A 26525-nucleotide genomic window follows, 5' to 3' on the forward strand; every position below is an offset into this window, starting at 1 on the left:
CGGGCCGCTGTCCCAGAACTTCTTGATGTCACCCCGCAGCCGCGTCAGCACCTTGAACGCGCGGTCCACATCCAGCGGATACAGCTTGTCCATCGGAACACCGTCGGCCAGCAGCGCGAACTCCAGCTCCGGCAGGTCGCCGTCCGGGTGGACCATCGCACGGGAACCCTGGAACGCCTTGGTGTCCCAGAAGTCCGCCCACGACTCGGGCTTCTTACCCCCGAAGGCATCCGTGCGGTACCCGATGCACTGCCCGTAGAAGCTGTGGCCGATGGCGTGGTCGGTGATCTGCGCCTGGGGGATCTTCGCGCTCTTCAGGCTCTTGAGCCGGTCGCGGTCGAGAGTCTCCACAGCGTCCTGCTCGGCGTACTTGGTGTGGGCCATCATCGAGTTGTTGATGAGGTCGCACTGCGGCCGGCCCTGCTTGATCTGCGCCAGCAGCGGGGCGTCGTCCAGGTTGAGCACCCTGACCTGGATGCCGGTCTCCTGCGTGAACGGCGTGTAGACCGCCTTCTGCAGGGCCGCGCCGTAGGAACCGCCGCTGTCACGGACGACCACCGTCTTGCCGCCCTTCCCACCGGTGCCGGTGGAAGCGGTGCGGCTGGTGCCGGTGCCACAGGCGGAGAGGGAGGTCGCGGCGGCGAGACCCGCCGTGGCTCCGCCGACGCCGCGCAGGAAGAGTCTGCGATCGATACGGGCGTCTCTCATGGTGTGCCTCCTGGGGCTGGTGCTAAGGGGGAAGAGGGACGGCTGGGCTGGGGGTCTGAGGGTGGGGGTCCGCCTCGCCGGATCCGAGGCCCGCGCCGGGGGTCGGGAGGGTGTCGATTCGCGTGACCGTGTCGGGGTCCTACGGACGGCCAGGGTGGCCGGTTCCGCGCCGGGGACGACGGTGAGGGCCGTGCATGCTGGGGAAGATCCGCCCCTCGGCCGGGGCGTGGACCGTGTGCTCAGTGCCAGTCGGCCGGGTCGATTACGTGGGCGGGGACGTCGCCCTCGGCCTGGTACTTCGAGTTCTGCGCGGGCGTCGCCGACGAGCTCGGCGGTGGTTCTTCGGGGCTGCCCGTGCGGAACGGTGTGCGTCGCGCGTCAGAGGCCGAGCATGGTGTTGAGGTCGTCCAGGGACTTCACCGTCACGTAGTCGTAGCCGTGGGTCACCGGGTCGCAGCCGCGGTCCAGGAGGACGAGGTTACGGAAGCCCATGTCGTGCATCGGCATCAGGTCGTAGCGGGTGTGCGAGGAGACGTGCACGAAGTCCTCGGGGGACGCGTCGAGCTGGTCGAGCATGTACTCGAACGCGGCGTAGCGGGGCTTGTAGTAGCCGGCCTGCTCCGCGGTGAAGACCGCGTGGAAGTCCGCGCCGAGCCGGGGCACGCTCTCCTCCAGGAAGGCGTCCTCGGCGTTGGAGAGGATGACCAGCTTGTAGTTCTCGCCCATCTTCTTCAGCGGCTCGGGCACGTCGGCGTGCGGGCCCCAGCTGCGGACGCCGTCGGCGAACCGCTTGCCCGCGTCCGGGGCGGCCTTCACGCCCCACTTGCGGCAGACCCGCTCGAAGGAGTCCTGCAGCGTCTGCTCGTAGGGGTAGTACTCGCCGCGGACCTGGTCGTAGCGGTAGCCGCGGAACTCGCGGACGAACTGGTCCCAGTGCTCGGCGGGGATCTGGTCGCCGACGAGCTCCCGCGTGATGGGGGTCATCGGCCACTCGATCAACGTGCCGTAGCAGTCGAACGAGACGTACTTCGGGCGGAACTGAAGCGAGGGAATGGGCATGAGGATGCTCCTGTCTGTGCCGCGGGGAATAGGTTGTGGCCGGTGCGTGCCTTTTCGGGCATGCCCATGACCGAGGTGCCTGGGGCGGGACGGTGCCGTCGGCACCGACGGGGGTCAGGCGGCGGCGACTCCTGCCGGAGCGAGGAAGTCGATGGGGTGTTCCGTGGTGCCGTCGAGTGCCAGATCGGCGGCGATCTCGCCCATGGCGGGCGACATCTTGAAGCCGCTGCCGGAGAATCCGGCCATGACGATGACGTCGTCCTCGCCGGGGAGATGACCGACGAGAGGGTTTCCGGATTCCGTGTAGCCCTCCATGTAGACCGACAGCCTGATGGGGTCGGGGTTCAGGTCGGGCATCAGCTCGCCGATGAGCTCGCGGAAGGTGGCGAGTTCCTCCGGGCGGACGGTGCGGTCGACCCGTTCGGGGTCCGGCACCGGCAGATAACGGGCGAAGGAGAGGCCCAGCTTGACGGAGATGCCGTCCGGCGACGGGAGCCCGTAGCAGTCGTGGGGTGCGCTGCGCACGAAGGCGGGGGCGCCGCCCGCGAACCAGTCGTGGCGTGTGGGGATGTGCCAGGAGCTGATCAGCCGGCGGATGTCCACGGTCCGGGGCAGGTCCGGGAGCAGGGTGTTGATCCAGGGACCCGCTGTCACCACGGCGGTGTCCACGTGGTCCGTGCCCTGGTCGGTGACGATGTGCACGCCGCCGCCCGGCGCGGGGACGATCTCCCGCACGGGGGTGTAGCGGTGCAGCCGGGCGCCCAGCTGTTCGGCGCGGGCGGCGGCGGCCTGGACCGCTGCCTCGGGCCTGATGACGGCGCCCTCGCGGTCGAGGACGGCGGTGTGTCCGTCCGGGAGGCGGTGCTGCGGGTAGCGGCGGGCGAGTTCCTCCCGGTCCAGTACCTCGTGGTCCAGCCGGTGGGTGGAGCTGGCGGAGAGAAGGAGACGCATCGGCGGCGAGGCGGTCTCACCCATCACCAGGCAGCCGCCGCGGCGCCGCAGCGAGAGGCCGGTTTCGCGCTGGAGCCGGTCCCACATCCGGTCGGCGAGCCGCAGCAGCGGAAGGTAGCCGGGTTCACCGAGGTGTACGGCGCGGAAGATGCGGCTCTCGCCCCCGGCCGCGCCGCGGTCGTGACCCGGCGCGTACCGGTCGTAGCCGATGACCTCGGCTCCGCGGGCGGCCAGGCGCCACATGGCCTGGCTGCCCATGCTGCCGGCACCGATCACGGCGACACGCTTCGGGATGCGCATGAGGTCGCTCCTTTCGCCGGGTGGGGCCTGGATGTCAGTGGTGCCCCGGCACGGTGGGGACACCGTGCGGACCCCTCCGATTCGGGCCCCTTGGGGATGGCGTTCACTCTCGACCCCGACGAACACGCAGGTCAACCCACACTCTGTTCCGCCTCGGGACGTTATCGAGACGATGTGTCACGGCGAGCGGGCGGGCCACGGAAAGTGCCCTGCCCCTCTTGTCACGGTGATGTGCCGGTGCGAAGGTGACCCCCGATACCTCGGACGAAAGCACTCCCTATGCCGCCCAAACGTCCCGCAACCGGGCACTTCCCGACCATCACGGAGGTTCTGAGCCTCCCCGTGCTGGCCGAGGGGATGCCGCGCGTGCTGGCCGGCGAGTCACAGCTGAACCGTGCGGTGCGCTGGGTGCACGTCACCGAACTACTCAACCCCGCCGATTTCCTCGAGGGCGGCGAACTGGTCCTGACGACCGGCATGCCCTATCCCGAGGACGCCTCCGAGCTGCGGGGCTACGTCGACCAGCTCGCCGACGTCGGCGCCGCCGGCCTGATCGTGGAACTCGGCTACCGGTACCGGAAGGTGCCCGACGAGCTGGTGGCGGCCTGCCGTGTCCGTGAAGTGCCGCTGGTCGAACTGGCCCGGGGCGTGCGCTTCATCGACGTCACACAGGCGGTGCACGCGCTCATCCTCGACGCCCATGGGGCGTTGCTGCGCCGCGGCAGGGACATCCAGGACATCTTCACTGCCCTGACGCTGCGCGGCGCGGACCCCGAGGAACTGGTGCACACCACCGCGGAGCTCACCGGGGCCCCCGTGGTGCTGGAGGACCTCACCCACCGGGTCCTGATGTGCGAGCTGCTCGGCCGGCCGTACGAGCCGGTGGTGTCGGCCTGGTCCCGGCGTTCCCGGGCCACCCCGACCCCGGAGAAGATCACGCCGAGCGGCCCGGAAGGGTGGCTGATCGCCCCCGTGCAGGACCACCAGGGGCCTTGGGGGCGGCTGGTCCTGCTGGAGGGCCGGCTGAACCCGGAGCCCGACCCGGAACACGTCCTGGTCCTGGAGCGCGCGGCGGTCGCCCTGAGCATGGCACGTCTGGCCGGGCCGGCCTGGTGGGAGCGCCGGGCCCACCGCTCGGTGCTTCGGGACCTGTGCGAACGGCGTTTCCGCTCCCCCGCGGACGCCCGGGCACGCGCCGAGGCACTGGGGCTGCCGACCCTCGGGCACCGCCTCTTCGCCGTGGTCATCCGCCATACGCACACCGGTACCGGGGAGCACCTCGACGAGCGGATCGCGAAGGCGATGGGCCAGACCGGCATCCGCGCCCTGGTCGGCGAGACGGCCCCGGGCCGGATCGGCGTACTCCTCGCACTGGCGCAGGCCAGCGCCTGGCAGCCGGTCGCCGAGCGGATGGGCCGTCTGTGCCGCGAGGAGCTCGGCCCGGAGGCCGTCGTCGCCGTCGGCCCGGGCGTGACCGACCTCTCCGGGATCGCCCGGTCGTGGCAGGAGGCCGAGCAGACGGCCGAGGCCATCACGCCCGCCTCACCCGACCGCTGGTTCTACGTCCCCGCCGACATCCGGCTGCCGGAGCTCCTGGGCGTGCTTCGGGAGGACATCCGCCTCCAGCGGTACGCGGAACGCCAGCTCACGCGTCTCATCGAGCACGACGACCGCAACGGCGGCGACCTGCTCCCGGCACTGCGCGCGTATCTGGCGGCGGCCGGGAACAAGTCGGTGGCGGCGAAACAGGCCGGCATGTCCCGGCAGGCGTACTACCAGCGTCTCCACACCATCGAACGGCTCCTCGGCTGCGATCTGGAGTCGGGCCTGCAGTGCACGTCCCTGCACGTCGCGGTGCTGGTGCTGGACGCGCGGGCAGCGGCGCCCGGCGCCTGACGAAATCAGGTGTCGCGCAGGGCCTCGTCGATCGCGCCGAGTGAGCCGGTCAGCCGTCCGTAGTCGTCGGGATCCAGCGGCGCGACGAAGTACCGCTCGACGACCCGCGCGTGAACGGCGGCGGCCCGGAGGAACACCGTACGGCCGTGATCGGTCGACTCGACCAGGACGCTCCTGCGGTCCCCCGGGGCCGGCACGCGTCGCACCAGCCCGGCTCCCTCCATGCGGTCGACCAGTCGGGTGACGCCGCTGCTGGTGAGCGTGAGGTCGTCGGCCAGCCGGCGCTGGGACACCTGCTCGTCCGGCCGTCGGCAGAGCCGGATGAGCACCTCGAACATCGTGTGGCTGATCCCGCACTCCTTGTGCAGCGCAGTGTCGATCCGTTGCTCCAGGCGGGTGGCGGCCTTGATCAGCAGCCCGAAGTCGTGCACGAGCCGGCTGTCTGCGGCGCGGGCGGCTTCGTCGTCGTCTCGGTTCGCGGCGTTCACCCGGCCGACTTTACTGCCTTTTCACCTACCGCCGCCTCAATTACTGAACAATCAATTGCTGAGCAGTCAATGAAATCTTATGGTGGCCTCCACGACCCCGGCAAGGCGACAGAAAGGGAGATCAGTGGACCTTCAGCACTGGCTCGGCCGGGCCAACGACGCAATACAGCGGTGGGCCGACGACTTCGGGCCCTACGAGCGGCACCCGTCCCTGCTCGTCGGGGACGACCGCTTCGCCGCCACCTTCGAGGAGTTCACCGGGCGGCTGAAGGACAACTATCCCTTCTTCCACCCGCACTACGCGGGACAGATGCTCAAGCCCCCGCACCCGGTGGCCGTGGTCGGCTACCTCACCGCCATGCTGATCAACCCCAACAACCACGCCCTGGACGGCGGCCCCGCCACCGCCCGGATGGAGCGCGAGGCCGTCGCCCGGCTCGCCGCGATGTTCGGCTACGACACCCACCTCGGCCACCTCACCACCAGCGGCACGATCGCGAACCTCGAAGCCCTCTTCGTCGCCCGCGAGCTCCATCCCGGCCGTGGTATCGCCTACAGCGCCGACGCCCACTACACCCACGGCCGTATGTGCCGTGTGCTGGGAATGGAGGGACACAAGGTCCCCACGGACGACCGGGGACGCATGAACCTCGACGCGCTGGAGGAGCTGCTGCGCGGCGGCCGGGTGGGCACGGTCGTCCTGACCGCCGGAACCACCGGGCTGGGGGCCGTCGACCCGGTCCACGAAGCCCTGCCCCTCACAGAGCGCTACGGCGTCCGGCTCCACGTCGACGCCGCCTACGGCGGTTTCTTCACGCTGCTGGCCGGCGCCGAAGGGCCCGAGGGACTCGCCCCCGAGCCCTGGCGGGCGATCGCCCGGTGCGACTCGATCGTCGTCGACCCGCACAAGCACGGCCTCCAGCCCTACGGCTGTGGAGCCGTCCTCTTCCGCGACCCCGAGGTGGGCCGCTTCTACCTCCACGACTCGCCGTACACCTACTTCACCTCCACCGACCTCCACCTGGGAGAGATCAGCCTGGAGTGCTCCCGCGCCGGCGCCTCGGCCGCCGCCCTGTGGCTCACCTTCCAGCTCCTGCCGCCCACGCCCGACGGTCTCGGCCGCGTCCTCGGGGCCGGCCGCCGGGCCGCCCTGCGATGGTCCGAGCTGATCAGCATGTCCGATGCTCTGGAGCTGTACCAGGAGCCGGAGCTGGACATCGTCGGCTACTTCCCAGCGGTCGAATTCGCGACCCTCACCGCCGTCGACGCCGCGTCGGCACGCGTTCTGGCGGACGGCATGGCCGATGCCGATCCGGTGTACCTGAGCACTCTCAAGGCAGACCGCGAAGCGTTCACCGCACGCCACCCGGGGGTCAAGGCCGACGCCGACGGCGCACGCATCCTCCGCAGCGTCCTGATGAAGCCGGAGTCCGAGGACCATGTGGAGCACCTCCACGACCGGGTGGAGCGGCTCACGCGGTCACAACCCGTGTGACGACTTCGCCGGGTCGGCCGCCGGCATCATCACCGAGATGCCGGGCCGACGTCGCGCAGGGCGGCATCGACCACGGTCTCCGCCACGGATCGCGCGATCGCACGGGTGGGCCCCTGTTGAGCGCAGTGCCGCGTGCGGCCGCGCCTCGAAGAGCAGGGCCGGTTGCTCACCCAGGGTTTCCGGGTCGGCGGCCCCGGCCTGCCGCGCGATGTCCGTGAGGCGGCGGGCCAACTCGGGATCTTCACCGCGGCATCGGCCTCGGCCGCGCTCGCACCGGGGATGGGTGAACTGGTGCCGCGCGTGCGGCGCAGGGCGTCGGGGCCGCGATAGTGACACCGCTGACGCTCACCCTGCTGTCGGCCGCCGTCCCCGCCGAACGGCACGGCGCGGCCCTGGGTGTCTGGGGCGCGGCCAGCGGCATCGCCGTCGCCATCCATTGATCAGCCCCGCGCCCTTCATGAGCGTCGAGACCCCGCAGGCGCCGATACCGTCCTGCTCGCACCGGCGGCCTGGCCATCAGTGTGCTACGAGTTCCTCTTCATACGGGCCGGCGGCTCCCAGCTGCGCGAGCTCGGGGCACCGACCACGGCAGCGACTGAGAGTGTGCCGGCCGCAGACCCTCCGTCCGGCAGGGTCAGCGCAGGGGCGACACACGGTGCCAGCGGGGAGCGCGGTCCTTGTCGACCAGGGCCGCGCGGACGCCCTCCAGGAAGTCCGGCGTGCGGATGGTCGTGCGCGTGAGGGCGAGTTCGGCGGCAAGGCACTCGCGCAGCGTGCGCTGCCTGCCCCGGGCCAGCAGGGCATGCGTGATCTCCAGGCTCTGCGGCGAGGCGGACTCCAGGGCGGCCGACGCGGATGCGGCCCAGGGGGTGTCGAGGTGGCGCAGGCGTTTCTCGATCTCGCCGAGGGCCGGCGCGCCGAACGCCCAGTCCACGTCCGCGCGTACCTCCGCCAGCCCGCTCCGCGCCACCGGGGAGCGGCCGGCGAGGCGGTTCAGGACGACGTCCACCGGGTCGCCGGGGTGGTCGGCCAGGACATCCCCGACCGTGTCGAGCCGGTCCGCGGGGACGAAGTGCGTGGCCAGCCCGGTGTAGAGGGCGTCGGCCGCGTCGAGGCGGTGCCCCGTCAGTCCGAGGTACATGCCGATCGCGCCGGGCAACCTCGGCAGAAAGTAGCTGGCCCCGATGTCCGGGAAGAACCCGATCCCGGTCTCGGGCATCGCGAGCACCGCCCGCTCGGTGACGACGCGGAAGCCGCCGTGGACGGAGAGACCGAGACCGCCGCCCATGCACACGCCGTCGATGAGCGACACGACCGGCACGGGATATTCGGCGATCCGGGCGTTGAGCCGGTACTCGGAGGCGAAGAACCGCTCACTGGCCTCGGCATCCCCGGCGAGGCTGTGCTCGCGGATCGTCCGGATGTCCCCGCCGGCGCAGAACGCCTTCGTGCTGGTACTGGCGAGCACCACCGCGGACAGCGGCCTGTGCTCCCACTCGGCGAGCACCCGGTCGATGGCGGCGACCATGTCCGTCGTCAGGGCGTTGAGCGCCTCGGGCCGGTTCAGGAGGACGCGGCCTACGCCCCGGTGGACGTCGGCGAGTATCTCGGCCGCAGCGGTGTCAGTCATCGGTCGTCATCTCGTTTCCGCGCGGGGTGGGCACCTCAAGATCCTGACACAGGGCGCGCAGACGCCCCGGAAGGGCCCGGCCATGCCGTACGGCATACGGTACTTGTGTCCGGCAAAGGTTCCGTACGCAGCCACCACCACCGTCCCTCGATGCCACAAAGGAGTGCGCGATGGGAACGTACGAGGATGTCTTCCGCGCCAGCACCGAGGACCCGGAGGGTTTCTGGCTGAAGGCGGCGGAGGCCATCGACTGGGATGTCACTCCGCGACGCGCCCTGGACTCCTCGGGCGCGCCGTTCTACCGCTGGTTCCCCGACGGGCGGCTCAACGTCTGCCACAACGCGCTCGACCGGCACGTCGAAGCCGGCCGCGGCGGACAGCCCGCGCTCGTCTACGACTCCCCCGTGACCGGCACCCGCCGCACCTACACCTACGCGCGGCTGAGGGACGAGGTCGCGGCCTTCGCCGGAGCACTCGCACAGCTCGGCGTGGGGCATGGCGACCGGGTGGTCATCTACATGCCGATGGTCCCCGAGGCGGCGGTCGCGATGCTGGCCTGTGCCCGTGTCGGCGCGGTCCACTCGGTCGTCTTCGGCGGCTTCGCCCCGCACGAACTGGCCCTGCGCATCGACGACGCGGCCCCCAAGGTGGTCGTCTCCGCCTCCTGCGGCATCGAGGGCAAGCGTGTCATCGCGTACAAGCCCCTGCTCGACCGGGCGATCGAGCTCGCCGGCCACAAGCCGGAGAAGAGGGTGATCCTGCAACGCCCGCAGGAGCCGGCCGTACTGGGTCCGGACGATCTCGACTGGGCCGGCCTGGTCGCCGCCGCGCCGCCGGCCGACTGCGTTCCCGTCGCCGCCACCGATCCGCTCTACATCCTCTACACGTCCGGAACGACCGGAAAGCCCAAGGGAGTCGTGCGTGACTGCGGCGGCCACGCGGTCGCCCTGCACTGGTCGATGGGCGCCGTGTACGACGTGGGCCCGGGCGAGACGATGTTCACCGGCTCCGACGTCGGCTGGGTCGTCGGGCACTCCTACATCGTCTACGGGCCGCTGCTGGCCGGGGCCACGACCGTGCTGTACGAAGGCAAGCCGGTCGGCACGCCGGACGCGGGCCAGTTCTGGCGCGTCGCCGCCGAGTACCGGGTCAAGACCATGTTCACGGCGCCCACCGCCTTCCGGGCGATCAGGAAGGAGGATCCGAAGGGGACGCTCACCGCCGGCTACGACCTCTCCCACCTGCGCTGTCTCTTCCTGGCCGGTGAGCGCCTCGATCCCGGGACGTACCAGTGGGCGAGCGACCTGCTGGGCGTCCCGGTGATCGACCACTGGTGGCAGACCGAGACCGGGTGGCCCATCGCCGCCAACCCGGTCGGCATCGAAGCCGCGCCCGTCAAGCCCGGCTCCCCCACCCGTCCGCTGCCGGGCTGGGACGTCCGCGTCCTCGGCCCCTCGGGCGAGCCGGCGCCCGCGGGCGTCGACGGCGCCATCGTCGTGAAGCTGCCCCTGCCGCCCGGCGCGCTCCCCACGCTCTGGAACGACGACGACCGCTACATCGCCTCCTACCTCTCCGCCTACGACGGCTACTACCTCACCGGCGACAGCGGCCACATCGACGAGGACGGCTACGTCTTCGTCATGGGCCGCACCGACGACGTCATCAACGTCGCCGGCCACCGGCTGTCCACCGGCAGCATGGAGGAGGCCCTGGCCGCCCACCCCGACGTCGCCGAATGCGCCGTCATCGGCGTCGCGGACGAACTCAAGGGACAGATCCCGCGCGGCTTCGTCGTCCTCAAAGCGGGCAGCGACCGCGAACCGGGCGAGGTCGAGACCGAACTCGTCCAGCTCGTACGCGAGCGCATCGGCGCCGTCGCCTCACTCAAGGACGTCACGGTCGTGGCCGCCCTGCCCAAGACCCGCTCGGGAAAGATCCTCCGCAAGACCATGCGCGGCATCGCCGACGGCCGCGACGAGTCCATCCCCTCCACGGTGGACGACCCCGGCGTCATCGAGACACTGCGCCCGGTCCTGCGCCGCACCGGTCACACCTCGTGAACGGTCCTGTGGGCGAGGTCGTTGCACACCCTGCGCCCCCCTGGCACGTCTTTCCGCATCAGGACTACGACTCGTCCTCGACGTCATCCCTGCCGGCCCTGCCGCATCGCCGATCTCCACGAGCCGCGATGAGGACGCCTTCGTCCGGCAGGCCAGGCATACGAAGGCCTCCAGAACGGCCGTCCTGGAGGCCTCGCTGGCACCGATCGAGGGCCGGTTCCGGACACCACCCGTGGTTTCAGCGTGTTCGGGTGGCGTCCATGCCTTTGCGAGACGACCCCGCAGTGCCACTCAACCCAGGGGGTCGGTGATCGCGCTGCCGTCGGCGCGATGCTCGTGGGCATGGTCGTGCGGGGCGAGGTGGTGGTGTGCGGCGGCCGTCGTGCCGCCGACCGGGGAACGGTCGGTAGCGGATTCGACGCGGGGCCGGACGCTCGCGGGCCGGGTGTCCGGCAGCGGGGAAGTGCGCCAGCGGCGCAGCCTGGAGGAGTTCGGTCTTGTCCTAGGCGCTGCGGCGAGGGTGAGTTTCTCCTCCTCGGCCTGAAGCGATGCCTGTTGGGTCTGGAGGTCCGTGACCTGTGAGGCCACGGCCGTGCGCCGGCTCAGGGCTTCGCGGGCGAGGTCTTCTCGTCCGGCGGCGAGCGCCTGCTGGGCCTGTCCCTCCAGCTTGCCGCCGGACTGCTGCACCCGTGCCGGTCTCCCAGCTGCGGACTCGTGCGCCTTCCTCCACGATGAATGCATGGCGCTCATCCGATCCGCCCAGCGATTCGACGCCTTCCGGGCGCTGGCGGGCCGACGTGGGCGGCCGGGAGACAAGCTGATCGAGTCGTTGGCCGAGACCAGGGCTGGAACGCGGGACGGTCCCGAGGTCTGGGCACCGACTGTCGCCGCCCGCGTCGGACTGCCTGCTGCCGCCGCATTGGGACCTGCCAGTTACTACGCCGACCTCGCGGCTCCGCACGGGGACCGCCATGTCCGGGTGTGCGCCGCGACGGCGTGCTTCGCCGCAGCGGGCGGAGAGCACCTCGCGGAGGCGGAGCGTGAGCTGGGTGTCGCTGCGCACACCGCCTCACCGCGCGGTGACGTGTCGCTGCAGGCTGTCCGCTGTCTGGGCTACTGCTACGCCGGGCCCGCCGCCCTTGACGGCGACACACCCTGTACCGGGGCGTCGCTTTCCGCTCAGCTCGCCGGGCGGGAGCCACCGCGGGCGCCAAAGATCCCGGTGGCCGACGACACCGGTGACCCGGTCCTGCTCGGCGGTGTGCTCTCCGGTGAGCCGGCGTGGCAGGTGTGGTCGGGGACGGTGTCGTCGGGCACGGCGGACGAAGTGCGCCGAGAGGTGGCGGCGTCCGGGCTGCGTGGGCGTGGCGGCGCCGGGTTCCGCGTGGCGGCGAAGTGGGAGGCGGCCGGCCGCGCACCCGGGACCGTGGTCGTCGCCAACGGCGACGAAGGCGATCCGGGTTCGTACGCCGACAGGTTGCTGATGGAGGCCGACCCCGGGCGCGTGCTGGAGGGTCTGGCCGTGGCCTGTTTCGCCTGCGGGGCCCGTCAGGGCGTGGTGCTGGTGCGCTCCGAATATCCGGCAGCTCTGGCACGGATGAGGGAAGCGGTGCGCCAGGCGTACGCACATGGGCATCTCGGAGCGTCGGTCCACGGGACGGCCACCTCCTTGGACATCCACATCGTCGAGGGCGCCGGCTCCTACGTCGCCGGTGAGGAGACCGCGCTTATCGCGGGGCTGGAGGGCGGTCGCGGTTGCGCCCGGCCCCGTCCGCCGTATCCGACCGAGCGCGGCCTGTGGAACGCGCCGACCGTCGTCAACAACGTGGAGACCCTGGCGGCCGTCCCGTGGATCGTCCGGCACGGCGGTCAGGCATACGCCCGGCGCGGCACGCCCGACGAGACGGGGACCAAACTGGTCTGTCTCTCGGAGCGGTTCGCACGGCCCGGTTGCTACGAGGTCGAGGTCGGTACGCCGGTGCGACGGATCGTCACCGAACTGGGAGGCGGTCTGAAGGACCGCGCCGAGCTGGCGGCGCTCCAGGTCGGAGGGCCGCTGGGCGGCTTCCTCGCTGCCGACGCGCTGGACGTGCCGCTGTCAGAGGCAGGGCTGTCGGCCCGGGGCGCCGCTCTCGGCCACGCCGGTCTCGTCGCGTTCGACGAGCGTGTGGCACCGGAGGAAGTACTGTGCCACATCTGGGAGTTCGCCGCGGCCGAGAGCTGCGGAGCGTGCTCACCCTGCCGTGTCGGCTCGCGCCGCGGCCTGGAATGGGCGTCCGCCGGTACTCCGCCGGGCCGGGAGTGGGAGCGACTGTCTCGGCTCCTGGCCGAGGCGAGCCTGTGCGCCTTCGGACGGCGGATACCACCCGCCGTGCAAAGCCTCGCCCGCGCCTACGGGGACCGTCTGGTGGGATGGGGCCTGCCATGAACGGCGTCACGATCGAGGTCGACGGCACCGGCGTCGAGGTACCCGAGGATTCGTCACTGCTCACGGCGGTGCGGTCGGCCGGGATCGAGCTGCCCGCGCTGTGCTCCGACGACCGGCTCAGTCCCGCCGGGTCATGCCGCACGTGTCTCGTACGGACCGGGGGACGCATCGCGGCGGCCTGTGTCACTCCGGCCTCCCCAGGCATGCGCGTAGATACCAGAAGCGACGAGGTCGTGCGGCTGCGCCGGGACGCGGTGGAGGTCATCGTCTCCGCACTGCCGCCCCGGGCCCTCGCCGACGGCAGTCCCAGCGAACTCGCCCATGTCTGCCGGTCGACGGGCATCGGCCCTGAGGTGGCGCAGGGTGCCGGAGGCCGGGGCGGGGACGAGTCCCACCCCTACGTCCACCTGGACCGGGACCTGTGCATCGCCTGCGGCCGGTGCGTGCGGATGTGCTCCGAGTTGCAGGGCACCTTCGCCCTCACCCTGGTCGGCAGAGGCGGCGACACCGTCGTGGCCCCCGGCACCGGCGGGCCCTGGGCCGAGTCGGACTGCGTGGCCTGCGGCGGCTGCGTGGACACCTGCCCCACGGGGGCGATCACCCAGCCGGGACCGGCGCGGGGACTCACCTCGGCGTTCCACCCCGCTCAGGCCCGGACGCGCACCACGTGCGGCTACTGCGGGGTGGGCTGCACCCTCGACGTGATCGCACACGACGGTGAGGTCACGGCGGTGCTGCCCGCCCGGGACGGCGCGGTCAATCGCGGCCACGCGTGCGTGAAGGGCCGCTTCTCCCATGGATTCCGCACCTCACCGGAACGGCTCACCCGGCCCCTGCTGCGACGCGACGGCGTACTGGAGCCGGTCGGCTGGGACGAGGCACTGGCTCACGTGGCCCGGGGGCTGCGGGCCGCCGTCGATGCCGGCGGCCCGGACTCCGTGGCGGCGATCTCCTCGGCCCGTGCCACGAACGAGGAGAACTACCTCGTACAGAAGTTCATGCGGGTCGTCGTCGGAACCAACAACGTCGACAACTGCTCCCGTCTCTGCCACTCCCCCTCCGCCGCCGGCCTCACCGCTTCCTTCGGGCTCTCCGGCGGCACCGACAGCTTCGACGACGTGGAGCGGGCCGACTGCCTGCTGGTGGTCGGGGCCAATCCCGTCGAGGCCCACCCGGTGGTCGGAGCTCGACTGCTGAGGCAGGTCCTGCACGGCGCCAGACTGGTCGTCGCCGACCCGCGTGCCGTGGGTCTCGCCCTGCACGCCGATGTGCATCTGCGTCCGCGTCCCGGCACCAACGTGGCGCTCTTCCACGGGCTCGCCCGTGTCCTGCTCGCCGAAGGGCTGACCGACGAGGCGTTCCTGCGCGACCGGGCCACGGGACTGCCGGAGCTCACCGAGCTGCTGGTCGACTACCCGCCCGACCGCGTCGCGGACATAACCGGTGTACCGGCCGCGGACCTGGTCGCCGCCGCCCGCCTCTACGGCAGGGCCGAGCGGCCGGCCATCGTCTATGGCCTGGGCGTCACCGAGCACCTCCACGGCACCGACGGGGTACGGTCCCTGGCCAACCTGGCGATCCTGCGCGGCGCCGTGGGCACCGACCGGGGCCACGGGGTCAACCCGCTGCGCGGCCAGAACAACGTCCAGGGGGCCTCCGACATGGGCGCCCTGCCCGACCTCCTGCCCGGGTACGGAAAGGTGACCGACCCGGCCGTCCGCGCGCGGGCCGAGGATGTCTGGGGCGTACCGGTCCCCGGGCGGCCCGGTCTGCGGATCCCGGACATGTTCGCCGCGGCGCGAGCCGGGGATCTGCGAGCGCTGTGGGTCATCGGCGAGGACGTCCGCGCAACCGACCCCGACGCCAACCAGGTGGCCAAGGCCCTGGACGCCTGCCCGCTCGTCGTCTGCAACGAACTGTTCCTGTCCGAAACGGCCCGGCACGCCGACGTCGTACTACCAGTGGCCTCATGGCTGGAGAAGGACGGGACCTTCGTCAACTTCGACCGCCGGTTCCAGCGTGTCCGCCCCGCCGTGCCCCCACCGGAACAGGCCCGCACCGACTTCGACACCCTTCGGGCCGTCGCCGAGGCCATGGGAGTCGACCTGGCCTGCGCGACTCCCGCCGACGCCCTCGCCGAATGTGGCCGGCTCGCGCCCGTCTTCGCCGGGCTCTCCTACGACCGTCTGGACCGCGAGGGCTCCGTGCCTTGGCCCTGCACCGCCCCCGACCGGCCGGGAGAAGCCCAGCTGTACAGGGAGCGCTTCTGCACACCGGACGGCCGGGCCCACCTGGCAGCCGCCCCCTATCTGCCCCCGGGTGAACGGCCCGACGACGACTATCCGCTGATCCTGGTCACCGGGCGGCGCTGGGCTCACTACAACTCCGGAAGCATGACGCGGCGGGGCAGCAACCTCGCGCTCGACCCCGTTGACTTCCTGGACCTCCACCCCGACGACGCCGGCCGGTACGGCGTGCACGACGGCGAACGGGTAACGGTGGAGAGCCGGCACGGCCACGCCCGGCTCATCGCTCGAATCGGTGACCAGACAGCCCCCGGCCAGGTCTTTTGCTCCTTCCACTTCCCCGCGAGCGGAGTGAACCGCCTTACCTCGGACGTCGCGGATACCGTCACTTCCTGCCCCGAGTACAAGGTCACGGCGGTCCGCGTGGCCGCGTCGTAAGGGCGGCAGACCGGGCGGTGCTGCGTGGCCTGCCGCCTCCGTCCTCCGCCGGTCCCCACCCCAGAGTCGCGTGCAGCAGCCGGAGCCTCGTCCTGCGAGCACGGACACTGGATCGCTCGTAGATTGACAGGGCATGCAGTGGCGCTCGCAAGCAACGGAGAGCGCGTGATGACAGCAGACATCGACTTCACGGCGTTCTTCGACGCCACACCAAGCCCGTACCTGGTGCTGGACACGGACCTGGTGATTCGCTACGTCAACCCGGCATGTCTGAGGACCGCCGACCGGACCGGGGACGAGTTGATCGGGCAGTACTTCTTCGACGCCCTGCCGGAAAGTCCCGGCATCCGCGACGACGCGGAACAGACCCTGAAAGCGTCCCTGCACCGGCTTCTGAGCACCGGGAAGCCGGAAACCGTGGTGCTCCAGCGGTACGACATTCCTCGTCCCGACCAACCGGACGGGTTCGAGGAGCGTTGGTGGTCCATGATCCACACCCCGATCTGCGGACCGGACGGCAAGGTGAAGTGGATTATCCAACAGGTTGAGGACGTCACGGCCTTCGTCCACTCACCCCGGGCACGGCAGCTCAGCGAGGAGTTGGCTGAGCAGGCGGAAGGCATGGCAGCTGAACTGTACGCGCGGGCCCGCGAGCTGGACCGGCTGAACCAGGAACTGCGTCAGGCCCACGCTCGCGAACAGCAGGTCGCCGTCGCCCTGCAGGAAGCCATGCTCTCCGTCCCCGACCTGGACCGGCACAGCAACATCGCCGTGCGCTACCTGCCGGCGACCGCGTCATTGAATGTGTGCGGCGACTGGTACGACGTCGTCGACCTGCCGCCCGACCGCTACGCCGTGGCGGTCGGAGACGTCGTCGGCCACGGTCTTCCCGCAGCAGCCGTCATGGGCATGCTTCGCAGCGGTCTGAGCGCCGTCACCCGCGCCATCCCCAGCCCGGCCCAGGCCCTGGAGATCCTCGGCCTGTACGCCCGCTCCGTGGACGGCGCGATGGCCGCAACCGCCGTCAAGGTACTCATCGACACGCGCAGCAAGCTGATCATCTACAGCAATGCCGGGCACCCACCGCCGATCCTGCTCCACACCGACGGGACATGCGAACTGCTGGACCAGGCCACGGATCCGCCACTGGGCGCACGCGAGCACCATGTTCCCCGCCCTCAGGCCGGCCTCGCCTTCACCCCCGGAGACACCCTCGTGCTGTACACCGACGGCCTCATCGAACGCCGCGACGAGGACATCGACGCCGGTCTGGAACGCCTGGCCACAGCCCTGGCCCAGGACCAAACCCTTCCCCCCGACTTGCTGGCCGACGCACTGCTCGACCGGCTCGGCATCGCTGATGGCGCCAGCGACGATATCGCTCTCGTCATCATCCGCCTATGACCCTGTGGGTCAGCAGAGCCACTGCAGGAGAGGGTCGGGGACCACGAAGTAGTGGGCGCTGACGCAAGTCTCATCGCGATAGACGTATGGCGCCAGCCTTGTGGTGGGTGGGGCGGCTGCATGCCTCGCCGGTGACGAGGACGCGTCCCACGCACTTAAAACCCCTTACCGACGCCGTCGCCACCCTCCTCACGGCCCACCAAGGGGGCGCGCGGCTGCCGCTCCGGCCACAGCCGTGCCTGCAGACGCATGACCACATGGCCGAGACCGGACAACGCGCAGGCGATCGCCAGGTCCCCGAGCGACAGCAGCTCTGTGCCCAACAGGTCCCGGAGAGGGGGCAGATAGACACCGGCCGCCTGGAGTGCCAAGGCCGCACCCACGGCAACCAGCAGGAACGGGTTGGCCAGGCTCCCCGGACGGGCGCGGGAGCCGAGGGCAACGCCCAGCTGGGTCGCGCCGAGGACCAGGAAGATCATGGACTGCCAGGGGCGGCCCGTCTCCCTGGCCCACACGCCGGCCACCAGGGTCACGGTGGCGACGAAGGTCCCCATGAACAGGATCCGCGGCCAGAGGCCGGCGCCCAGCACGCTCTCCTCGGGAGGCCGGGGTGGGTGGCGCATGGCGTCGGGGGCAACGGGTTCCGCGCCGAGCGCGACCCCGGGCAGGCCGTGCGTGAGCAGGTTGATCCACAGGATCTGTGCGGGCAGCAGCGGCAGCGGCATCCCCAGGAAGGGGCCGAGGAGCATCACGAGGATCTCCGCGGCGCCGCCGGCGAGCCCGTAGAGCAGGAACCGGCGTACGTTCGCGTAGACCCGGCGTCCCTCTTCGACGGCCGAGACGATGGTGGCGGGGTTGTCGTCGGCGAGCACCAGGTCGGCCGCCTGGCGGGCCACTTCGGTGCCCCGCCGCCCCATGGCGACACCGATGTCGGCACGGCGCAGGGCCGGGCCGTCGTTGACCCCGTCCCCCGTCATCGCCACCACCTGCCCGGCCCCGCGCCACGCCTCGACGATGTCCAGCTTCTGCTCGGGAGTGGTCCGGGCGTAGACGCGTACGCCGGTCAGCTCGCCCGCCGTTCCTTCCCGGATACGTTGCCCGGTGGTGACCTCCTCCTCCCGGGAGGAGATGCCGAGGCGGTCGGCCACGGCCCGTGCGGTCAGTGGATGGTCGCCGGTGATGAGCACCGCGACGATACCCGCCCGTTTGCAGGCGGCGATCGTCGGCTCCGACGCGTTTCGGGGCGGGTCCAGGATGCCGACGAGGCCGAGCAGCGAAAGGCCCGACTCCCATGTCCCGGGCGGTTCCAGCGGTTCCTCGTGGTCGGCCGACACGACGGCGAGCACCCGGTACCCGTCACGCGCAAGTGCCTCCGCCTGAGCCACCGCCCGGGCGATCACGTCCGGGGCGTCGGCCAGGACTTGCTGTCGGAGCAGGGACTCCGGCGCCCCCTTGCAGGCGACCCGCACTGCTCCGTTCGGCCGGCGGTGGACGGTCGTCATGCGTTTGCGGCCGCTGTCGAACGGAATCTCCTCCACGCGCGGCAGTTCGCGGTCCAGCGCCGCCCGGTCCAGCCCCAGCCTGGCCCCTGCCGCGAGCAGCGCGGCCTCGGTGGGGTCCCCCAGCGCGCGCCACTCCGCCGAGCCGTCCGGCGGCGGCTCCAGCGCAGCGTCGTTGCACAGCATCGCGACACGCAGCAATGCCGCCAGGTCGGGTGCGTCGTTCGCCGTGACCGCCTGCCCGTCGCGGACGACCCGGCCCTGAGGCTCGTAGCCGGTGCCCAGGACCGTGGCCTCTCCGCGCGGCGTCCACAGCCGTTCGGCGGCCATTCGGCCTTCGGTCAGGGTGCCGGTCTTGTCGGTGGCAATCACCGTGACGGAGCCCAGCGTCTCCACCGCGGGCAGCCTGCGGACGATGGCGTGCCGGTCCGCCATCCGCCGTGCGCCCAGGGCGAGGGCGAGCGTGACGACGGCGGGCAGGGACTCCGGTACGGCGGCGACGGCAAGGCTGATCGCCGCCACGATCATCAGTTCCACGGGCTGTCCGCGCACCAGCCCGAGAGCCAGAACCAAGGCGCACAGTGCCACGATCGCGGCTGCCAGAACCCGGCCGAATCCCGCCAGCCGGCGCTGCAGCGGGGTCGGACCGGGCGCGGCACCCATCAGCGTTGCGATCCGGCCGAGCGCGCTGTCGGCTCCCGTGCCGGTGATCACGACGCGTCCGTGGCCTCGGACGACAACCGTGCCTGCCGACACCGTGCCGTGCGACGGGTCGCTGTCGGGGGCCTTCTCCACCGGGACGGACTCCCCCGTCAGCGAGGACTCGTCCGCCAGCAGCAAGGCCGCGGACAGTACGTCCCCGTCGGCGGGCACGATGTCCCCCTCGGCTACCAGGACCAGATCGCCGGGCACCACCTCGGCAGCCGGGAGGGAGCGTTCCTCTCCGTCCCGTATGACTCTGGCGGTGGGAGCACTCATGGCGGACAGGGCCATCACCGCCTGTTCGGCTCGTACCTCCTGTACGACGCCGACCGCGGTGTTCACCGTGATGACGAGCAGAATCACGGCGGCATCGGTGAGATCACCGGTGGCGATCGTCAAGGCTGCGGCCACCAACAGCACCAGGATCAACGGGTCACGCAATTGCTGCAGCACCCGCCGCCATACGGGGGCGCGCGGCTCCGCCGGGATCGCGTTGGGCCCATGACGCGTCAGGCGGCGCGCGGCCTCCCGCGACGACAGGCCCACTGCCGGAGATGCGGACGATGTCGTACGGGGTGCGTGGGTGCCTGCATCGACACCCCGGTCGCCACGCTGCTCGCTCACGCGCCCGACGGAGTTCTGTACGCGCGTACGCCGCGGACTGCTCGAAGGTCACTGTCGCGCGCCGCCAGGACGCCGGGGCGTGCCGGAGCGGCGGCAGCAGGACCGGCTTGTTCGCTGTGTGCCATTCACCAAACTCCCGTCATGCAGGGAACCGCCGTCCCCGAATACCGGTGTCCGCTGTCAGGGTGGCACCGCTGACGCCGACCGGCATGGCCAGCCACTCGTCGTGTGGGCGATCCTGGCGATGCGAGACCGGGGATGGGCCTGTTGGTCAGGACTGCGCGAGGCTGCGCCCGTGGTCTGCGGCGTACGCGGCGAAGACTTCCGTCACCGTGCCACCGGTGTGGAGAAAACGCTGGTCAAGGATGGCGGCGAGGTCCTTCAGGGCACCGGCGAGCAGGTCACCGGCCAGTCGCACCTCCGGCGGCTGGGCTGCCTGCCCGCGTCGGGCAAGGGCATCGGCGCAGCCGACCGTGGCCGCCAGCGACGAGTGGTCCTCCCCGTCATGGAAGTAGTACGCCTCGGCGTACGCCAGGCCCGCCCTGCTCTCGGGTACAGGTCAGACCCGTTGGGGGACGACGGCCACCGGGCACTCGGCGTGATGCAGCAGGGCGTGGGCGACCCTGCCGAGCTGCAGACCGGCATGGCCGTCGCGCCTCCGCGCCCCCACGACCACCAGGTCGGCGTCGGGGGAAACGTCCAGGAGGACCTTGTGGGCGGGGCCTTCGACCGCCTGACGATGCACTTCTACCTGCGGGTGATTCCGTACGGCGTCGCGCAGCGCGTCGGTGAGGAGGGCGGAGGCGCGCTCCTCATGGGCACCGGCGGCATCGTCGGCGATCCGGGGATGGTCCACGTGTTCATGGGCGGGGCGGCGCCAGGCCCGTACGACGTGCAGGGCGCAGCCGCGCGCCTCCGCCTCGCGGAAGGCGAACCGCACGGCGGCCGAGCCCTCAGTGGAGTCGCCGAGTCCGACCACCACCCGGCCGTAGGAGCCCTGCCGGTTCCGCTCCCCGCCGCGCACCACGATCACCGGGCACACGGCTCGGGCGGCCACCGTGAGGCTGACCGATCCCAGCAGGGCCCCGGCAATCTCACCGCGGCCGCGGGAGCCCGTGACCAGGGCGAAGGATTCATGAGCCGCGTGCAGGAGAGCGGACACGGCGTCGTCGGGCAGTACGTCGCTGGAGACCTTCACCTCTGGGTTGCGCAGCCGTGCGCGTTCCGCGCAGGACGCGGCGATGTGCTGGGCCATGACCTCTTCGGCCGGGCGGTCAGTACTGAAGGACGGGCGGCCTCCCTCGTACCGCTCCCACAAAGAGGCGTAGACGAGCCGCAGAAACAGCCCGAGGCGCGCCGCCTCATCCACCGCCCAGTCCACGGCCTCCAGGCTGGAATCCGATCCATCGACACCCACGACCAGCGGGAGCTCCACGGTCACCACCACCTTCCTGCCCGGCCACTGTCGAAAGCCCCTGCCAATACCGTCGCACCGCATGGGTTCCGTCGCGACACATGGACCGGCTCCCGCAGGGGGAACCCGCGGCCCAGGTTGCACTGCGCCCATTTGCGACGATCGTGGAGTCATGCGGCCGGATAAAGAACGGGGTTCCTCCTCACATCGCCGCCACGGCTGTCGCTTCGGCCTGATACGAGTCCGCTTCCGCTTCGAGGTCATGGTGAAGGGAAGGCGATCGTGGTTGCCAGGACCGGCGTCTTCGGCGCCCTGACCAAGGAACATCGCGAGCAGCTCATGCCCCTCGCTCGTGAGGTGTCGTTCGAGACCGACGAGCGCATCTTCAACGAGGGCGCAAAAGCCGACCGCTTCTGGATCATCCACACGGGCACCGTCGTCCTCGACGTACACGTGCCCGGCCGCCGCCCAGCGGTCATCGAAACCCTCGGTGCCGGGGAACTGCTGGGCTGGTCCTGGCTGGTCCCTCCCCATCACTGGCACCTGGGGGCCCAGGCTGCCAGCCCGGTACGCGCTTACGAGTTCGACGCGGCTGCGGTCCGTGGGCTGTGCGGGAACGCCCCGGAGCTGGATCACGCGCTGTTGACCTACGTCGCCGGTGTGGTCGCGGGTCGGCTCAGGTCCGCTCGGGTGCGGCTGCTCGACCTGTACGCACCCCACGGTGCCGGCGAGGTGCCCTGACGAGGCGAGACGAGGAGGATCGCGGTGCCTGAGACCCCGCACATCGTCAGCGATGTGATGACCCAGACGGTCGTGGCCGTCGGACGCGACGCGCCCTTCAAGGAGATCGTGCAGACCATGGAGCAGTGGAAGGTCAGTGCCATGCCGGTCCTGGAGGGAGAAGGGCGTGTCATCGGCGTAGTCTCCGAGGCTGACCTGCTGCCCAAGGAGGAGTTCCGCGACAGCGACCCGAGCCTCTTCGAGCAGCGTCGGCGCCTGTCCGACGTCGCAAAGGCCGGGGGCGTGACGGCGGAGGAGCTCATGAGCACCCCCGCGATCACGGTCCACCCCGACGCCACCCTGGCACAGGCGGCCAGGATCATGGCCGTCCGGCACGTCAAGCGGCTGCCCGTGGTCGACGACATCGGCATGCTCCAGGGCATCGTCAGCCGTGCCGATCTGCTGAAGGTCTTCCTGCGGCCGGACGAGGAGATCGAGGAGGAGGTCCGCCGCACCGTGGTGTCCTACCTTTTCCCGGCTTTCAGCCACGCGATCCACGTGAACGTGCACGAGGGAGTCGTCACGCTCCGCGGGCACATCCGCGACACCTCGCTCATCTCGGTCGCCGTGCGCCTCGTGCGCGCCGTGGAGGGCGTCGTGGACGTCGAGCCAGAGCTCACCGGCGAGTCAGCCGGTCGGGACGGGCCCGGGACCACTCAGTGACCGTGTGCGAGGCCGGCTGACTGCGGCCCCTCTGGTGGGTCAGGGCTGGATGGCAGGTCAGGGCCGGATGTCGAGCACGTCCGACACCGGGCGGCGCGGTGTGCCGGGTCCTTTGGGGCCGTACCCCAGGCGCAGGAGCATCTGGGTGTAGCCCGTCCCGGACACCGGGTCGCGCAGCGGCCAGCGCAGGTCGGTCCATTCGAGGGGCTGGGTGGCGAAGGAACTGGACAGGCCCTTGAGGGTGGCCAGCAGCAGGACGCGTTCCATGGCCTGGCCGGCGCGGAGCCAGTCTTCCGGGTGGTCGTGGCTCGTACTGAGGAGGGCCAGCTGAGGAGTGCGTTCGAAGTCCGCGGCGTCACGGCCCGGCACCTTCCGGGGGCCCGCGAAATCACGTATGGGGGCCTTGCCCCCGCGTTTGCGCGGCCCGAAGGCGTAGTGCGGGACTCCGTCGTCGGCGGTGCCCACCGACGGGGCGTCGATACGCGTCCACCGCGCCAGGTCCTGGTCGCTGCCGAGGTCGGTGATGTCGCGTGCCTCAGCTTCCTGGACCAGTTCCAGTACCTCCCGCAAATGCCATGAGGTCGGGAAGGTCAGCGCTGCTCCTTCGACGCGGGCGGATGCGCAGAGAGCCTCCCGCACGGCATCGGGGATCTCCCTCTCCTCGAACGGGTAACGGCTGCTGTGCCGCTGGTGAATCGCGGTATACAGCGCGCCGAGTTCGCTCTCGTCGGTTGCGGAGCCGGTCAGCCGCACGCTCGCGACCAGTGTCCGGTCGGTGGGGTCGGGCAGCAGGAGGGTTTCCGGACACCAACCCTCGTGGGCCACGGCGACCCTCAGATTCAGCAGGGCGGCGCCGCAGCCTATGTGCAGGCCGCGGGTGTCGGGGTCGGAGTGCGGCATGGTGCGCTCGAAGTCGGCGTGGATTTCGAACGTGCGGCTGCGCCGGAAGTAGCGGAAGAACCAGGGCTGCGCGTTGTGCATCGACGGGGCGGCGGCAGCGGCGTGGGCCAGGGCCGTCACCTGCTCGTCGGCTGGTGCTCGTCGGCTCAACGGAACCTCCCCTCGCGAGTCGGCGGCCCGCTGAGACGGGGCCGCTCTCGGCGGCTCGTGGGCGCCTACTGATCGGCCGGGGTGATGCGCCGACCCGTGAGGCGCGTGGGCCGGATCGACACCCACATCTCGCGTGCACCGCCCGCCCATGGCTCGGTGTGTGCGCGCTGGGCGAGCCCACGTACCGCGTCGGGCTCCGTGACGACGTTCGCGGGGCCGACTGCGAGCACACTCCAGCCCTTGCTCATCGCCTCGTCCACGTGGTCGACCTCGAAGGCGACCTCCGTTCCGACAGCCGCCGCGGGCACGGAGTCGGGCGCGGTCCGGAAGACGATCGCGTCCTCCACGACCTCGTAGTTGACCGGGACGACCGCGGGGCGGCCGTCGGGCGTCGACACGGCGATGCGGCCCACACCGTGCGTGGACAGCAGGCGGCGGCATTCCTCCGGGCCGAGGTCCCGCAGCTGCGGATGCAGCAGTGCGTGACCCTGACCGGGTGGCAGGTCGACGCCTGCCCCACGCAGGGCCGTGGCGGTGGTGCCCAACGCGTCGGCCAGACCGAGGAGAGTCGCCACGGTAGGGTCGGCCGGCTGTTCCTCCAGGTACGCCAGGTAGCCCGGCGAGATGCGGGCGCGACGGGCCGTTTCCTCCCGGCTGAGCCCATGCCTACGGCGTTCGACGGCCACGCGTCGGCCGATGTCGCCGGGATTGGGCGTCCCGGCCGGCGGAGCGACCGCGGACCCGGCCTCCGCCTCACCCGTGTCCCGCTGGGAAGACCCGCGGGTGGTCCCGGGCTGCCCGTGCTCCACATGCCGGATGTGTGCGTCGGGCCCGGGGAACACGAGCGTCACTTCGTCCGTGTCCGACCAGCGCACGTCGTAGGGAGGCGTTCCGTCCTCGTGGTGGAGCCCGACGATCTCGCCGTCACGCCTGGTGACGCCGATCGCCGGACTTTCGATGACGAGTTGGTCGCCGAGGTGAGCTCGCATGATCGCCGCCCTCTCCTCAGAATGGTGTTGTAACCAACGTGCCACGCGCGACACGCCACCGCATGGGACAACCGGCCCCTATCCGCATGGGCGAACTGAGCCGACTGGATGCCAAGCGGTCACAACCCGGACGGGAGAGGCGACATGCACCATCGAACGGTCGCGGAGCTCATGACCCGAGACGTCGTCAAGGCGCGGCGTGACCTGCCGTTCAAGGAGATCGTCAGGCTGCTGGCGGACAACGACGTCACCGCTGTGCCCGTGGTGGACGACCTGGACCGCCCCGTGGGCGTGGTGTCCGAGGCGGACCTGCTGCGCAAGAGCGCCGACCGGGCCGACCCGTCGGGCAGGGTCCCTGTTCCGCACCTTGCGGCATGGGAGCAGGCCAAGGCCGAGGGCTCCCGGGCCGAGGAACTGATGTCGGCTCCCGCCGTGTGCGCACGTCCGGAGTGGAACGTGGTGGAGGCCGCCCGCCTGATGGAGGCCCAGCACGTCAAGCGGCTGCCCGTCGTGGACGAGACGGACCGACTGCTGGGCATCGTCAGCCGTCGGGACCTGCTGCGGATCTTCCTGCGTCGTGACGACGCCGTCCGCGACGAAATCACCGAGGATGTGCTGCGACGCACGATGAGGCTTTCTCCCTCAGAGGTGACGGTCGAGGTGCATGACGGGCGAGTCGACCTCACGGGCTCGGTCGAGTTCAGGAGTGTGATCCCCGTCATCGAGCGGCTCTGCCGGAGCGTCGACGGGGTGGTCTCGGTCTCCGAGCATCTTGCGTACCGGACCGACGACGCCCGACGGTCCCCCACCACTGCCACCTGAGGGGGGCCGTCGGAGCCGTCGGCCTCGCGCGGAGGGCAGGGGCACTTGCCCTGCCGAACCCGGTACGTGGCCCGGAGGGCTGCCCCCGCCCCGGTCAGCCGGTGATCTCGATGCGGTGTGCCTTGGCCGTCTCGGTTTTCGGGACGCGCACCGTGAGGACTCCGCTCGTCAGGTCGGCACTGATGTGCTCGGTGTCCGAGTTCGGCGGCAGAGTCGTGCGGTAGTCGAACTGCCCCATGCGGCGGGTATGCCTGCGGACCACCCCGGTTTGTTCCTTCTCCTTGATCTCACCGTGGATGTCGAGCTCGCCCTCGGCGACCTCCACGGTGATCTGGTCCTTGTCCACGCCGGGAAGCTCCAGTTCCACCAGGTAGGCGTCCTCGGTGTCCACGACGTCGGCCAGCGGCGCCCACGTCTCGGCCGTGCCGAACTCGGGGTAACCGCCGACGGGAAAGACAGCGTGCATGAGCTGGTCCATCCGGGTACGGAGATCGTCCAGCTCATGAAGGGCTTCCGAGAGCCCACCTCTGCTGTGTCGTGCTGGATGTGTCATGGCTGATCCTCCTTTACTGCTGTGCCGACCGGCGGTCACATGGGCCATCCGGTGACCTGACGGGTGCTCGGCCGGGGCGCGCCCACGCCCTCGATGTCACGCTCGGCGATGTTCAGCAGTTGTTGGGCGAGGTCGTTCATGGCCCGGCCCGCCGCCAGTTCGTCGCCGATCTCGGGCACGTTGGCGTCCGCGGGGTGGCAATGCGCGGTCCCGTGGCCGGTGAGTGCCGTGGTGCCGGTGTCCAGCACCACGCGTGCCTTCGTGGTTCCGTCGTCGTCCTCGAAGAGGTGGAGTCGAGTCTTCCACTCCGTCGTGTGCATCGCTTT

At 70.9% G+C, this 26525-nt stretch carries 21 protein-coding genes and 2 pseudogenes; 10 read left to right on the forward strand and 13 right to left on the reverse strand.

Translation table 11 applies throughout. The annotated features are described in order from the left end of the window. The 3 genes from ACFZDA_RS40035 to solA all read right to left on the reverse strand — a co-directional run. Window positions 1–708 (reverse strand): extracellular solute-binding protein (locus ACFZDA_RS40035; protein WP_391091234.1); only part of this gene is annotated, 708 nt, incomplete at its 3' end. A 378-nt stretch (window positions 709–1086) separates the two neighbouring features. Next, window positions 1087–1767 (reverse strand): haloacid dehalogenase type II, encoded by a 681-nt coding sequence (locus ACFZDA_RS40040; RefSeq protein ID WP_391091236.1) that lies wholly within the window; start codon window positions 1765–1767, stop codon window positions 1087–1089. Window positions 1768–1881: 114 nt separating this feature from the next. Then, the gene (solA, locus tag ACFZDA_RS40045) at window positions 1882–3018 is read right to left on the reverse strand and encodes an N-methyl-L-tryptophan oxidase (protein WP_391091238.1); all 1137 of its coding nucleotides are present in this window, start codon (window positions 3016–3018) and stop codon (window positions 1882–1884) included. Window positions 3019–3297: 279 nt separating this feature from the next. Here solA and ACFZDA_RS40050 point away from each other — a divergent pair, with 279 nt between their 5' ends. Further along, window positions 3298–4914, forward strand: coding sequence for a PucR family transcriptional regulator ligand-binding domain-containing protein (locus ACFZDA_RS40050; protein ID WP_391091240.1), 1617 nt, complete (start codon window positions 3298–3300; stop codon window positions 4912–4914). Between the two features lie 5 nt (window positions 4915–4919). Here the strand turns inward: ACFZDA_RS40050 and ACFZDA_RS40055 are convergent, their stop codons facing one another. Continuing rightward, a complete protein-coding gene (locus tag ACFZDA_RS40055) occupies window positions 4920–5402 on the reverse strand; it encodes a MarR family transcriptional regulator (RefSeq protein ID WP_391091242.1) in 483 nt (160 codons plus the stop codon). A 124-nt stretch (window positions 5403–5526) separates the two neighbouring features. Between ACFZDA_RS40055 and ACFZDA_RS40060 the strand changes: the two genes are divergently transcribed. Together ACFZDA_RS40060 and ACFZDA_RS40065 are read left to right on the forward strand one after the other, a co-directional pair. Next, window positions 5527–6897, forward strand: a complete 1371-nt coding sequence (locus ACFZDA_RS40060) for an aminotransferase class I/II-fold pyridoxal phosphate-dependent enzyme (RefSeq protein ID WP_391091244.1) — start codon at window positions 5527–5529, stop codon at window positions 6895–6897. A gap of 231 nt (window positions 6898–7128) precedes the next feature. Further along, window positions 7129–7328, forward strand: a pseudogene (locus tag ACFZDA_RS40065) (MFS transporter); the annotation flags it as partial. Window positions 7329–7531: 203 nt separating this feature from the next. Here ACFZDA_RS40065 and ACFZDA_RS40070 read toward each other — a convergent pair. Further along, window positions 7532–8527 (reverse strand): 3-hydroxyisobutyryl-CoA hydrolase, encoded by a 996-nt coding sequence (locus ACFZDA_RS40070; RefSeq protein ID WP_391091246.1) that lies wholly within the window; start codon window positions 8525–8527, stop codon window positions 7532–7534. A 170-nt stretch (window positions 8528–8697) separates the two neighbouring features. Here ACFZDA_RS40070 and ACFZDA_RS40075 point away from each other — a divergent pair, with 170 nt between their 5' ends. After that, window positions 8698–10587: an AMP-binding protein gene (locus tag ACFZDA_RS40075; RefSeq protein ID WP_391091249.1), complete on the forward strand. Its 1890-nt coding sequence runs from the start codon at window positions 8698–8700 to the stop codon at window positions 10585–10587. Between the two features lie 510 nt (window positions 10588–11097). On the opposite strand, the pseudogene ACFZDA_RS40080 reads toward ACFZDA_RS40075, so the two are convergent. After that, window positions 11098–11268, reverse strand: a pseudogene (locus ACFZDA_RS40080) (PspA/IM30 family protein); the annotation flags it as partial. Between the two features lie 58 nt (window positions 11269–11326). Between ACFZDA_RS40080 and ACFZDA_RS40085 the strand changes: the two are divergent. The 3 genes from ACFZDA_RS40085 (at window position 11327) to ACFZDA_RS40095 (ending at window position 17103) form a co-directional block, all read left to right on the forward strand. Continuing rightward, the gene (locus ACFZDA_RS40085; protein ID WP_391091251.1) at window positions 11327–13015 is read left to right on the forward strand and encodes an NAD(P)H-dependent oxidoreductase subunit E; all 1689 of its coding nucleotides are present in this window, start codon (window positions 11327–11329) and stop codon (window positions 13013–13015) included. After that, on the forward strand, window positions 13012–15699 hold the full coding sequence (gene fdhF, locus ACFZDA_RS40090; RefSeq protein ID WP_391091253.1) for a formate dehydrogenase subunit alpha: 2688 nt from the start codon (window positions 13012–13014) through the stop codon (window positions 15697–15699). Before ACFZDA_RS40085 ends, fdhF begins: the two co-directional genes overlap by 4 nt. Window positions 15700–15867: 168 nt before the next feature. Then, a complete protein-coding gene (locus tag ACFZDA_RS40095; RefSeq protein ID WP_391091254.1) occupies window positions 15868–17103 on the forward strand; it encodes a SpoIIE family protein phosphatase in 1236 nt (411 codons plus the stop codon). Window positions 17104–17258: 155 nt separating this feature from the next. On the opposite strand, the gene ACFZDA_RS40100 is transcribed toward ACFZDA_RS40095, so the two are convergent. The 3 genes from ACFZDA_RS40100 to ACFZDA_RS40110 all read right to left on the reverse strand — a co-directional run bounded on the left by ACFZDA_RS40100 (window position 17259) and on the right by ACFZDA_RS40110 (window position 21363). Further along, the gene (locus tag ACFZDA_RS40100; protein WP_391091256.1) at window positions 17259–19928 is read right to left on the reverse strand and encodes an HAD-IC family P-type ATPase; all 2670 of its coding nucleotides are present in this window, start codon (window positions 19926–19928) and stop codon (window positions 17259–17261) included. A gap of 271 nt (window positions 19929–20199) precedes the next feature. Beyond that, window positions 20200–20346 (reverse strand): hypothetical protein, encoded by a 147-nt coding sequence (locus ACFZDA_RS40105; RefSeq protein ID WP_391091258.1) that lies wholly within the window; start codon window positions 20344–20346, stop codon window positions 20200–20202. A 141-nt stretch (window positions 20347–20487) separates the two neighbouring features. Continuing rightward, the gene (locus ACFZDA_RS40110; protein WP_391091369.1) at window positions 20488–21363 is read right to left on the reverse strand and encodes a universal stress protein; all 876 of its coding nucleotides are present in this window, start codon (window positions 21361–21363) and stop codon (window positions 20488–20490) included. A 318-nt stretch (window positions 21364–21681) separates the two neighbouring features. On the opposite strand from ACFZDA_RS40110, the gene ACFZDA_RS40115 reads away from it, so the two are divergent. Both ACFZDA_RS40115 and ACFZDA_RS40120 read left to right on the forward strand, forming a co-directional pair. After that, on the forward strand, window positions 21682–22083 hold the full coding sequence (locus ACFZDA_RS40115) for a cyclic nucleotide-binding domain-containing protein (RefSeq protein WP_391091371.1): 402 nt from the start codon (window positions 21682–21684) through the stop codon (window positions 22081–22083). A gap of 24 nt (window positions 22084–22107) precedes the next feature. Continuing rightward, the gene (locus ACFZDA_RS40120; RefSeq protein WP_391091260.1) at window positions 22108–22785 is read left to right on the forward strand and encodes a CBS domain-containing protein; all 678 of its coding nucleotides are present in this window, start codon (window positions 22108–22110) and stop codon (window positions 22783–22785) included. 57 nt (window positions 22786–22842) lie between these two features. On the opposite strand, the gene ACFZDA_RS40125 is transcribed toward ACFZDA_RS40120, so the two are convergent. Next, window positions 22843–23835 (reverse strand): Acg family FMN-binding oxidoreductase, encoded by a 993-nt coding sequence (locus ACFZDA_RS40125; RefSeq protein ID WP_391091262.1) that lies wholly within the window; start codon window positions 23833–23835, stop codon window positions 22843–22845. 65 nt (window positions 23836–23900) lie between these two features. Further along, window positions 23901–24824: a pyridoxamine 5'-phosphate oxidase family protein gene (locus tag ACFZDA_RS40130; protein ID WP_391091263.1), complete on the reverse strand. Its 924-nt coding sequence runs from the start codon at window positions 24822–24824 to the stop codon at window positions 23901–23903. 144 nt (window positions 24825–24968) lie between these two features. Between ACFZDA_RS40130 and ACFZDA_RS40135 the strand changes: the two genes are divergently transcribed. Next, the gene (locus ACFZDA_RS40135; RefSeq protein WP_391091265.1) at window positions 24969–25646 is read left to right on the forward strand and encodes a CBS domain-containing protein; all 678 of its coding nucleotides are present in this window, start codon (window positions 24969–24971) and stop codon (window positions 25644–25646) included. A gap of 94 nt (window positions 25647–25740) precedes the next feature. Here the strand turns inward: ACFZDA_RS40135 and ACFZDA_RS40140 are convergent, their stop codons facing one another. Further along, window positions 25741–26199, reverse strand: coding sequence for an Hsp20 family protein (locus ACFZDA_RS40140; protein ID WP_391091267.1), 459 nt, complete (start codon window positions 26197–26199; stop codon window positions 25741–25743). 35 nt (window positions 26200–26234) lie between these two features. Further along, window positions 26235–26519 carry a dsRBD fold-containing protein gene (locus ACFZDA_RS40145; RefSeq protein WP_391091268.1) on the reverse strand — a complete coding sequence of 95 codons (285 nt, stop codon included), beginning with the start codon at window positions 26517–26519 and terminating at the stop codon, window positions 26235–26237. Window positions 26520–26525: the final 6 nt, after the last annotated feature.

This window comes from Streptomyces sp. NPDC007991 (assembly GCF_042958445.1).
In the GTDB taxonomy this organism is placed as follows: domain Bacteria; phylum Actinomycetota; class Actinomycetes; order Streptomycetales; family Streptomycetaceae; genus Streptomyces.

Coding starts and splice junctions, on each gene's coding strand:
- solA (WP_391091238.1), bottom strand. CDS start 3,018: ATGCGCATCCCGAAGCGTGTCGCCGTGATCGGTGCCGGCAGCATGGGC.
- ACFZDA_RS40095 (WP_391091254.1), top strand. CDS start 15,868: ATGACAGCAGACATCGACTTCACGGCGTTCTTCGACGCCACACCAAGC.
- ACFZDA_RS40140 (WP_391091267.1), bottom strand. CDS start 26,199: ATGACACATCCAGCACGACACAGCAGAGGTGGGCTCTCGGAAGCCCTT.
- ACFZDA_RS40145 (WP_391091268.1), bottom strand. CDS start 26,519: ATGCACACGACGGAGTGGAAGACTCGACTCCACCTCTTCGAGGACGAC.
- ACFZDA_RS40130 (WP_391091263.1), bottom strand. CDS start 24,824: ATGCGAGCTCACCTCGGCGACCAACTCGTCATCGAAAGTCCGGCGATC.
- ACFZDA_RS40085 (WP_391091251.1), top strand. CDS start 11,327: ATGGCGCTCATCCGATCCGCCCAGCGATTCGACGCCTTCCGGGCGCTG.
- ACFZDA_RS40040 (WP_391091236.1), bottom strand. CDS start 1,767: ATGCCCATTCCCTCGCTTCAGTTCCGCCCGAAGTACGTCTCGTTCGAC.
- ACFZDA_RS40075 (WP_391091249.1), top strand. CDS start 8,698: ATGGGAACGTACGAGGATGTCTTCCGCGCCAGCACCGAGGACCCGGAG.
- ACFZDA_RS40115 (WP_391091371.1), top strand. CDS start 21,682: ATGCCCCTCGCTCGTGAGGTGTCGTTCGAGACCGACGAGCGCATCTTC.
- ACFZDA_RS40050 (WP_391091240.1), top strand. CDS start 3,298: ATGCCGCCCAAACGTCCCGCAACCGGGCACTTCCCGACCATCACGGAG.
- ACFZDA_RS40070 (WP_391091246.1), bottom strand. CDS start 8,527: ATGACTGACACCGCTGCGGCCGAGATACTCGCCGACGTCCACCGGGGC.
- ACFZDA_RS40135 (WP_391091265.1), top strand. CDS start 24,969: ATGCACCATCGAACGGTCGCGGAGCTCATGACCCGAGACGTCGTCAAG.
- fdhF (WP_391091253.1), top strand. CDS start 13,012: ATGAACGGCGTCACGATCGAGGTCGACGGCACCGGCGTCGAGGTACCC.